Source organism: Streptomyces sp. PA03-6a, from assembly GCF_033792765.1.
In the GTDB taxonomy this organism is placed as follows: domain Bacteria; phylum Actinomycetota; class Actinomycetes; order Streptomycetales; family Streptomycetaceae; genus Actinacidiphila.
This window is the reverse complement of the sequence record NZ_JARAVK010000304.1, coordinates 1-9,617: the sequence shown is the minus strand read 5'-3', so window position 1 is coordinate 9,617 and position 9,617 is coordinate 1. Positions and strand designations below refer to the sequence as shown.

Below are 9,617 nucleotides of genomic sequence, written 5' to 3'. Positions count from 1 at the left end.
CGGCGCACTCCCCCAGCCTTCGGCCGGGGGGACCCCCACAGCGCTCGCGGTTTGGCCCTGCGTCGTTCGGCGCCCGGGTTCGCCGCTCGTCTCCCCCAGCCGAAGGCTGGGGGCGTGCGCCGGCGCGGCACCGACCCACAACGAACGCAGCGAGGCGGTCACTGACCGCGCCAGGGCAATCGGGAGGGAGGGCGGGGGATGCCCGCCGCAGGCGCAACGGACCCGCACACGACAACCGGGCCCCAGAGAACGCACCCCCGGCAACAACTAGAGCCAGGCCGCGAACTCCAGCAGCAGTTCCCCGCCCTGACGGTCGCCCACGGAGAACGCCCACACGCCCGCCTCGACGGCCCGGAACAGGGCCCACCCGCGGACGCGGTCCCGGTCGACCTCGAGGGAGTCGGAGAGCTTGGCGACCCTCCGCCGGGCCGCGGACTGCGACCCCGGCGTGGCGACCAGCGTCTCGAGGCGGTCGCGGACGAGCCAGGCCAGGTCGTACGCGGGTTCGCCCGCGACCGGCTTGGGGTCGATGGCCAGCCACGGCACGCGGTCCGCGGCGAGCACGTTCCCGTGGTGGTAGTCGCCGTGCAGCAGTACGGCCTCGCCCGGGGCGCCCGCGCACAGTTCGTCGCGGACCGCGAGGGCCTCGTCGACCAGGGCCCGGGCCTCCTCCGGGACGTAACGCTGCTCGCGCCGCTCCCGCAGCAGTGCCGCGAGCCGCGCCGTGTGCTCGGCGACCGGCACGAAGGGGTGCCCCTCGCCCGGGGGGACCCAGAGCCGCTGCAGGGTGGCGCACGCCTCGAGCATCGCCTTCTGCTCGGGCAGCGAGCGCAGCGACACGTCGCTGTGCAGGCGCTCCAGGAGGAGCGCCCCCGCGTCGGGGTCGGCCTGCAGCAGGCGGACCGCGCCGCGGCCGTCCCAGCGGGCGAGCGCGGCGTGCTCGTGCCGGGTCTCGTCGGTGACGAGGCCGACCTTGAGGGTCGCGGGGGTGTCGTCGGCCTGCCGTACGAGGACGACCATGCTGATCTGGCCGCCGGGCGAGAGCACCCGTTCCGGCCTCAGCTCCCAGCGCGCGAGGTGGTCCGCGACGCGCTCGGGGAGGCCGGCGAGCCAGGTGCGGCCCGCCTCGCCCTCCCAGGCGCTGACCGTGCGGACCAGCCGCTCGGGCGGTTCCAGGTGCTGGGGCTGTGGTGCCGAGGCCATGCGTGGGTACGTCCCTCCTGGTGCTAAACCTTCTCCGCTGCCGTCCGCGCGCGTTCGGCCAGCCCCGGGAAGGCTACGCTCCCTCCGCGCCAGCGCACGGCGCGGACCGCCGCCTCGCGCAGCGCGTCGGCCGCCCCGCGGCGCAGATCGGCGTCGGCGGCGCGCACGAGGTCCGCGTAGACCCCGGCGACCCGGTCCTCCAGTTCCGCGGCGAGACGCACGGCCGCCTTGCCGTCCGGCACGTCGAACGGCAGGGCGTAGGCGGGTTCGGCGGCGACGGGTTCGCCGCCGAGGTCGCCGACGGTGCGGCGCAGCGAGTCGCGGCGGGCGCGGTGCGCGTCGTACGCCTGCTGGGCCTGCTCGCCGAGTTCGCCGCCGACGCGGGCGCCGACGATGCCGTAGCCGTACACGGCGGCGTGCTCGGCGGAGAGTGCGGCCTGGACGGCCTTGAGCAGCGCTTGCTGTGCCATGGGTCGGGTCAGTGCTCCTTGAGCAGCAGGACGTGCCCGGCGCCGCAGGCGGCCACCGAGGCGAGCAGGCGGGCGAGTTCGGGCGGTGCGTCCAGGAGCGCGGTCGCCCGGGCGTCGGCGAGCGTGCGTTCGGCCGCCGCCAGCGCGGACAACGCGGCCGCGGCCCCTGCGGGGACGGACGGCGAGGCCGACGGCGACGGGGAGGACATCGGCGAGGACGACGACGAAGGCGCGGCGGACGGTGACGCCGCCCGTGCCGACGTGCCGAACGCCTGGGCGTGGCGGGCCACTTCGGCCCGCAGCGGTTGCAGTTGCTTCACCAGGTCCGGGTGCGCCGCGACGGTGGCGTCGTACTGCGCGAGCAGTGCCGCGCTGTCCCGGGCGGCCCGCTTGCGCAGCGCCGCGGTCGCGTCGGCGGCCGGCGAACCCTTCGCGGACGTCCCCTCGGGCCGTGTCCCGTCGGAGCAACCGCCGAGCAGTCCGGCGGCGGCCGGCAGGACGAGGGCGGCGCGGACCGCGCGCCGGCGGGGAATGTTGCTGAGCGGCACAGTGCCCCTTCCCGTGATCACCTCACGTGAGGGTACCCGCGCGACGCCCGGGGGCCGTGACGGCGCCCTCCGCTGCGCCGAATCGTCGTTCCGGGGCCTGAACCGATAGGCTTTGGCCCGACACACGACCTTCCACCACAACAGCACACGCGGCCGAGGAGTCACCCGGATGAGCACCACCCAGAGCGAGAGGCTGCGCGGGCTGCTCGAGCCGCTCGTCGTGAAGACGGGGCTCGAACTGGAAGAGGTCAAGGTGACGGCCGCCGGAAACCGGCGGCAGCTCCAGGTGATCGTGGACTCCGACGAGGGTGCGCCGCTGGACACGCTCGCGGAGCTGAGCCGGGAGATCTCGCAGGTCCTCGACGACGCCGACGCCATGGGCGGGGCGGCGTACCTGCTGGAGGTCTCCTCGCCGGGCGTGGACCGCCCGCTCACCGAGCCGCGTCACTTCCGCCGCAACGAGGGTCGGCTGGTCAAGCTGACGACGACCGCCGGTGACGAGCTGGTCGCGCGGATCCTCGCGGTCGACGAGGACGGCCTCGACCTGGAGGTCCCGGGTGTCAAGGGACGCAAGCCCAAACCCGCCCGTGCCGCCTTCGGCGAGATCGCCAAGGCACGGGTGGAGATCGAATTCAGTCGCAAGGACCCGGCCGGTGCCGATACTGACGGCGACGAGAGCATGGAGGAGGCGTAGCCGTGGACATCGACATGAGTGCCCTGCGGGGTCTGGTGCGGGAGAAGGAGATCTCCTTCGACCTGCTGGTCGAGGCGATCGAGTCGGCGCTCCTCATCGCGTACCACCGCGAGCCGGGCAGCCGCCGCAACGCGCGTGTGCAGCTCGACCGCACGAACGGGCACGTCACCGTGTGGGCCAAGGAGGACCCGTCGGAGACCCCCGAGGGCGCCGAGCCCCGGGAGTTCGACGACACGCCCAGCGGCTTCGGCCGCATCGCCGCGACCACGGCCAAGCAGGTCATCCTGCAGCGGCTGCGGGACGCGGAGGAGGAGATCACCTTCGGCGAGTACGCCGGCCGCGAGGGCGACATCGTCACCGGCGTGGTCCAGCAGGGCAAGGACCCCAAGAACGTGCTGGTCGACATCGGCAAGCTCGAGGCGATCCTGCCCGTGCAGGAGCAGGTGCCCGGTGAGGACTACAAGCACGGCACGCGCCTTCGCTCGTACGTCGTCCGGGTGGCCAAGGGCGTGCGCGGTCCGTCCGTGACGCTCTCGCGCACCCACCCCAACCTGGTGAAGAAGCTCTTCGCGCTGGAGGTCCCGGAGATCGCGGACGGTTCCGTGGAGATCTCCGCGATCGCCCGCGAGGCCGGTCACCGTACGAAGATCGCGGTCCGTTCCGGCCGCTCCGGGCTGAACGCCAAGGGCGCCTGCATCGGCCCGATGGGCGCCCGGGTGCGCGCCGTGATGGCCGAGCTGAACGGCGAGAAGATCGACATCGTCGACTGGTCGGACGACCCGGCGGAGATGGTCGCCAACGCCCTGTCACCCGCCCGGGTGAGCAAGGTGGAGATCGTCGACATGGCCGCCCGCTCCGCGCGGGTGACGGTGCCGGACTACCAGCTGTCGCTGGCGATCGGCAAGGAAGGGCAGAACGCCCGCCTGGCCGCACGGCTCACGGGCTGGCGGATCGACATCCGGCCCGACACCGAGCTCGCCGAGCAGTAGCACCGGCGGGTAACCGATGAACGACCGTGCGTCGAATAACCCGGAGGGGTGAGGTCGGCGCGGGGAGGTAGACTAAGGATGTCTGGCCGGACGCATGACCCAGCACGCCCGGAGCGTACGTGCATCGGGTGCAGGGAGCGGGCGGCCAAGCGAGATCTGCTGCGTGTGGCGGTGGTCGGGGAATTCTGTGTTCCCGATCTTCGCGGTACGCTGCCCGGTCGGGGTGCGTATGTGCATCCCGACACCGTCTGTCTCGACCTGGCGGTCCGCCGCCGGGCGTTCCCGCGGGCCTTCCGGGCCCGGGGACCGCTGGACACCGCGGACCTCCGTGGCTACGTGGAGCAGGCACAAGGCACACCGTGAGTAGGCAGGAAGACCGTACGGGCGACCGTACGGCCAGGTACCCCGCGAGTTGGAAGTAGGTCGAGATTGCGATGAGCACTCGATGAGCACGCGATGAGTACGCCCATGAAGTAGCGACGGTCCGGCGGACGACCACCCCGGACCTCATGAAGGAGCGAAGTGGCTAAGGTCCGGGTATACGAACTCGCCAAGGAGTTCGGAGTTGAGAGCAAGGTCGTCATGGCCAAGCTCCAAGAACTTGGCGAATTCGTCCGTTCGGCGTCCTCGACGATCGAGGCGCCGGTTGTTCGCAAGCTGACCGACGCACTGCAGGGTTCCGGTGGCGGCTCCGCCTCCTCGAAGCCCTCGGCTGCCAGGCCCGCGGCGCCGCGCAAGGACGCGCCCGCAAAGCCGGCCACACCCACTCCGGGTGCGCCGGCCCGTCCCGCCGCGCCGGCTCCCAAGCCGGCCACGGGATCAGCCCCCACTACCAAGCCCGCCGGTGGCCCCGCGCCGACGCCGGGCCCGCGCCCGACCCCGGGTCCCAAGCCGGCCCCGGCCAAGCCCGCGCCGGTCACCCCGGTGCCGCAGGCGGAGTTCTCCGCCCCGCCGGCCCCGGAGCGTCCCGCCCAGGAGCGCCCGGCCCAGGAGCGTCCGGCTCAGGGCGAGCGCCCCGCTGCCGGGCGTCCCGGTGGCTCCGGCCCGCGTCCCGGTACCCGTCCTTCCGGTCCCGGTCAGCGTGACGGCGGCCGTGGCCAGGGCGGCCCCGGCGCGCGTCCCGGTGGCCAGGCGCCGCGTCCGGGTGCCCCCCGTCCGGCGGGTCCCCGCCCGGGCAACAACCCCTTCACCTCCGGCTCCACCGGTATGCCGCGCCCGCAGGCGCCGCGTCCGGGTGGTGCCCCCGGCCAGTCCGGCCCGCGCCCCGGTGGCGCCCCGGGTGGTTCCGGTCCCCGTCCGGGTGGCGCTCCGCGCCCCGGCGGCGGTGCCGCTTCCGGCGGTCCGCGTCCGACCCCGGGCGGCATGCCCCGTCCGCAGGGCGGCGGCCCCCGTCCGAACCCCGGCATGATGCCGCAGCGTCCCGCTGCCGGCGGCGCGCCGGGTCGTCCGGGCGGTCCGGGTCGTCCCGGCGGTCCCGGCGCCCGTCCCGGCGGCGGTGCCGGTCGTCCCGGCGGCGGTGGCGGCGGCTTCGCCGGTCGTCCCGGCGGCGGTGGCGGCGGTGGCCGTCCCGGTGGTGGCGGCGGCTTCGGCGGTCCGCGTCCTGCCGGCGCCGGTGGTGGCGGTGGCGGCGGCGGCTTCGCCGGTCGTCCCGGTGGTGGCGGCTTCGGCGGTCGTCCCGGTGGTCCGGGTGGCCGCGGTGGCACGCAGGGCGCCTTCGGCCGTGGCCCCGGTGGCCGTCCGGCCCGTGGCCGCAAGTCGAAGCGGGCGAAGCGCCAGGAGTACGAGGCCATGCAGGCCCCGTCCGTGGGCGGCGTGCTGCTGCCCCGCGGCAACGGCGACACCGTGCGCCTCTCCCGTGGTGCCTCGCTGACCGACTTCGCCGAGAAGATCGGCGCCAACCCGGCGTCGCTCGTCCAGGTGATGCTGAACCTCGGCGAGATGGTCACCGCGACCCAGTCCGTCTCCGACGACACGCTGCAGCTGCTCGCCGACGAGATGAACTACACCCTCCAGATCGTCAGCCCGGAGGAGGAGGACCGCGAGCTTCTCGAGTCCTTCGACATCGAGTTCGGCGAGAACGAGGGCGGCGAGGAAGCGCTCGTCGCGCGTCCGCCGGTCGTGACCGTCATGGGTCACGTCGACCACGGCAAGACCCGCCTCCTCGACGCGATCCGCAAGACCAACGTGGTCGCGGGCGAGGCCGGCGGCATCACCCAGCACATCGGTGCCTACCAGGTGGCCACCGAGGTCAACGGCGAGCACCGGGCCATCACCTTCATCGACACCCCGGGTCACGAGGCGTTCACCGCCATGCGTGCCCGCGGTGCCAAGTCCACCGACATCGCGATCCTCGTGGTGGCGGCGAACGACGGCGTCATGCCCCAGACGATCGAGGCGCTGAACCACGCCAAGGCGGCCGACGTGCCGATCGTGGTCGCGGTCAACAAGATCGACGTCGAGGGCGCGGACCCGACGAAGGTGCGCGGTCAGCTGACCGAGTTCGGTCTGGTGGCCGAGGAGTACGGCGGCGACACCATGTTCGTCGACATCTCCGCCAAGCAGGGCCTGAACATCGACAGCCTGCTGGAGGCCGTGGTCCTCACCGCGGACGCCGCGCTCGACCTGCGGGCCAACCCGGAGCAGGACGCACAGGGCATCGCGATCGAGGCGCACCTCGACCGCGGCCGCGGCGCCGTGGCGACCGTCCTGGTCCAGCGCGGCACCCTGCGGGTCGGCGACACCATGGTGGTCGGCGACGCGTACGGCCGTGTCCGCGCGATGCTCGACGACAGTGGCAACACCGTCGACGAGGCGGGCCCCTCGACCCCGGTCCTGGTGCTCGGTCTGACGAACGTGCCGGGTGCCGGCGACAACTTCCTGGTGGTCGACGAGGACCGTACGGCCCGTCAGATCGCCGAGAAGCGTGCCGCCCGCGAGCGCAACGCGGCCTTCGCCAAGACCCGTCGCCGGGTCAGCCTCGAGGACCTGGACAAGGTGCTCAAGGCCGGCGAGGTCCAGCAGCTCAACCTCATCATCAAGGGCGACGCGTCCGGTTCGGTCGAGGCCCTGGAGTCCTCGCTGCTCCAGCTCGACGTCGGCGAGGACGTGGACCTGCGCATCCTCCACCGGGGTGTCGGTGCGGTCACCGAGACCGACGTCACCCTGGCGGCGGGCTCCGACGCCATCATCATCGGCTTCAACGTGCGGGCCGAGGGCCGCGCCACGTCGCTGGCCGAGCGTGAGGGCGTCGACGTCCGCTACTACTCGGTGATCTACCAGGTCATCGACGAGATCGAGGCGGCGCTCAAGGGCATGCTCAAGCCCGAGTACGAGGAGGTGGAGCTCGGCACCGCCGAGATCCGCGAGGTCTTCCGCTCCTCCAAGCTCGGCAACATCGCCGGTGTGCTCATCCGCTCCGGCGAGGTCCGACGCAACGCCAAGGCGCGCCTGCTGCGTGACGGCAAGGTCGTCGCCGAGAACCTCACCATCGAGGGTCTGCGGCGCTTCAAGGACGACGTCACCGAGATTCGTGAAGGTTTCGAGGGCGGTATCAACCTCGGCAACTACAACGACATCAAGATCGACGACGTCGTGGCGACCTACGAGCTGCGCGAGAAGCCTCGCGTCTGATCGAGGGACATCTGACCGGGGCCGGTTGGCGGAGGGAAAATCCGTCGATCGGCCCCGGCCGTTGCCTTTACTGTGGTGATTGCTGTTCACGGTGTTCGCACCGTTCACGACGAGGCCCCACAGGTCGGCTTGACCTGATGCCCATGTATGTAGGGACGCTGTCCTTCGACCTGCTTCTCGGCGACGTCCGTTCGCTGAAGGAGAAGCGGTCCGTCATCCGGCCGATCGTGGCCGAGCTCCACCGCAAGTTCGCGGTGAGCGTCGCCGAGGTCGACCACCACGACCTCTACCGCAGGGCCGAGATCGGCGTGGCGGTCGTGTCCGGGGACCCCGGGCACATCAAGGACGTCCTCGGACGCTGCGAGCGCTGGATGGCCTCGCGCCCCGAGGTGGACCTGCTGTCGGCGCGGCAGCGGGTGCACGGGGACGACGACTGACACTCACGTTCCGAAGCGTGATGAGAAGAGAGAAGAGCACGCATGACCGACACCGCGCGGGCGCGCAAGCTGGCGGACCGCATCCGGGTCGTGGTCGCGGAGACGCTCCAGCGGCGGATCAAGGACCCGCGGCTGGGCTACGTGACGATCACGGACACCCGGGTCACCGGTGACCTCCGGGAGGCGACCGTCTTCTACACGGTCTTCGGTGACGACGAGGAGCGGGCCGCCTCGGCGGCGGCGCTGGAGAGCGCCAAGGGCGTCCTCCGCTCGGAGGTCGGACGGCAGACCGGCGTGCGCTTCACGCCCACCCTGACGTTCGTCGCCGACGCGGTCCCCGAGAACGCGCGCACGATCGAGGACCTGCTCGCCAAGGCCCGCGAGGCCGACGAGGAGGTCCGCAAGACCGCCACGGACGCCACCTACGCCGGCGACGCCGACCCCTACCGCAAGCCGGCGGAGGACGAAGGCGACGACGAGGAGGACGACGACCGATGAAGGACGGGCTTGTCATCGTCGACAAGCCGGGCGGTATGACCTCGCACGACGTCGTGGCCCGGCTGCGCAGGCTGGCCGGGACACGGCGCGTGGGGCACGCGGGCACGCTCGACCCCATGGCCACCGGCGTCCTCGTCATCGGCGTCGAGAAGGCCACCCGGCTGCTCGGGCACCTCGCGCTCACCCGCAAGGAGTACGAGGCGACCATCCGGCTCGGCCAGAGCACGGTCACCGACGACGCCGAGGGCGAGGTCACGGCCTCGGTCCCCGCGGACGGGGTCACCCGCGAGGCGATCGACGCGGGCATCGTGCCGCTGACCGGGGACATCATGCAGGTGCCGTCCAAGGTGAGCGCCATCAAGGTGGGCGGCGTCAGGTCGTACGCCCGTGTGCGCGGCGGCGAGGACTTCGAGCTGGCGGCGCGGCCGGTGACGGTGTCGTCGTTCGTCGTGCGGGACGTCCGGCACGTGCGGCACGAGGGCGGTGACGCGGTCGACGTCGACGTCACGGTCGAGTGCTCCTCCGGCACGTACATCCGGGCCCTCGCCCGCGACCTGGGTGCCGGGCTCGGCGTCGGCGGCCACCTCACCGCGCTGCGGCGCACCCGCGTCGGGCCCTACGGCGCCGGGCTCGCCCGCACGCTGGAGCAGCTCACGGAGGCGTTCGCGGTGCTGCCCATCGCGGAGGCCGCGGCGGCGGCGTTCCCCCGGTGGGACGTGGACGCCCGGCAGGCGCGGCTGCTCGGCCACGGCGTGCGGCTGGACGCGCCCCCGTCCCTGGGGGCGGTGCCCACGGCGGTGTTCGGGCCGGAGGGGGAGTTTCTGGCCCTGGTCGAAGCGCGGGAGGGGCAGGCCAAGATCCTGGCCAACCTCGCCTGACGCGGCCCGGTGCGGTGCGGTGCGGTGCGGTGCTTGCGGCCCGGAGTGCCCCTTGCGGCCCGTTGTTGTGTGCGGGTTGTGTGCGCCTGCGGCGGGCGGTTTTCCCGCCGCCCGCCCGATTGCCCGGCGCGCTCAGTGCGGGCCAGAATGCCCAGCCCCGGAGGCCCCGACCCCGGCCCATCCACGAACCGCGCGAAGCCCGCACTGACCGCGCCGGATGGGGGTCCCCCCGGCCGGCGCGGTCAGTGCGGGCTTCGCGCGGTTCGTGGA

At 73.1% G+C, this 9,617-nt stretch carries 10 protein-coding genes; 7 read left to right on the top strand and 3 right to left on the bottom strand.

From position 1 onward, the window contains the following. Nucleotides 1–267 precede the first annotated feature (267 nt). The 3 genes from PV350_RS40695 to PV350_RS40685 are packed head-to-tail and all read right to left on the bottom strand — an operon-like array spanning nucleotide 268 to nucleotide 2,242. The gene (locus PV350_RS40695; protein ID WP_500338449.1) at nucleotides 268–1,203 is read right to left on the bottom strand and encodes an aminoglycoside phosphotransferase family protein; all 936 of its coding nucleotides are present in this window, start codon (nucleotides 1,201–1,203) and stop codon (nucleotides 268–270) included. A gap of 23 nt (nucleotides 1,204–1,226) precedes the next feature. Further along, nucleotides 1,227–1,673, bottom strand: a complete 447-nt coding sequence (locus PV350_RS40690) for a ferritin-like domain-containing protein (protein WP_499514308.1) — start codon at nucleotides 1,671–1,673, stop codon at nucleotides 1,227–1,229. Between the two features lie 8 nt (nucleotides 1,674–1,681). Then, nucleotides 1,682–2,242 (bottom strand): hypothetical protein, encoded by a 561-nt coding sequence (locus tag PV350_RS40685; protein WP_499514309.1) that lies wholly within the window; start codon nucleotides 2,240–2,242, stop codon nucleotides 1,682–1,684. Between the two features lie 148 nt (nucleotides 2,243–2,390). On the opposite strand from PV350_RS40685, the gene rimP reads away from it, so the two are divergent. From rimP to truB, 7 genes are all read left to right on the top strand, one after another. Then, nucleotides 2,391–2,915, top strand: coding sequence for a ribosome maturation factor RimP (gene rimP, locus PV350_RS40680; protein WP_499514310.1), 525 nt, complete (start codon nucleotides 2,391–2,393; stop codon nucleotides 2,913–2,915). Nucleotides 2,916–2,917: 2 nt separating this feature from the next. Next, nucleotides 2,918–3,904 (top strand): transcription termination factor NusA, encoded by a 987-nt coding sequence (gene nusA, locus PV350_RS40675; RefSeq protein WP_499514311.1) that lies wholly within the window; start codon nucleotides 2,918–2,920, stop codon nucleotides 3,902–3,904. A gap of 78 nt (nucleotides 3,905–3,982) precedes the next feature. Beyond that, complete coding sequence (locus PV350_RS40670) at nucleotides 3,983–4,267, top strand: YlxR family protein (RefSeq protein ID WP_499514312.1); 285 nt, start codon at nucleotides 3,983–3,985, stop codon at nucleotides 4,265–4,267. A 159-nt stretch (nucleotides 4,268–4,426) separates the two neighbouring features. Beyond that, a complete protein-coding gene (infB, locus tag PV350_RS40665) occupies nucleotides 4,427–7,534 on the top strand; it encodes a translation initiation factor IF-2 (RefSeq protein ID WP_499514313.1) in 3,108 nt (1,035 codons plus the stop codon). A 143-nt stretch (nucleotides 7,535–7,677) separates the two neighbouring features. Then, a complete protein-coding gene (locus PV350_RS40660; protein ID WP_018562639.1) occupies nucleotides 7,678–7,971 on the top strand; it encodes a DUF503 domain-containing protein in 294 nt (97 codons plus the stop codon). 42 nt (nucleotides 7,972–8,013) lie between these two features. Further along, nucleotides 8,014–8,469, top strand: a complete 456-nt coding sequence (gene rbfA, locus PV350_RS40655; protein ID WP_499514314.1) for a 30S ribosome-binding factor RbfA — start codon at nucleotides 8,014–8,016, stop codon at nucleotides 8,467–8,469. Then, nucleotides 8,466–9,347 carry a tRNA pseudouridine(55) synthase TruB gene (truB, locus tag PV350_RS40650; protein ID WP_499514315.1) on the top strand — a complete coding sequence of 294 codons (882 nt, stop codon included), beginning with the start codon at nucleotides 8,466–8,468 and terminating at the stop codon, nucleotides 9,345–9,347. The genes rbfA and truB overlap by 4 nt, the downstream gene beginning before the upstream one ends. Nucleotides 9,348–9,617: the final 270 nt, after the last annotated feature.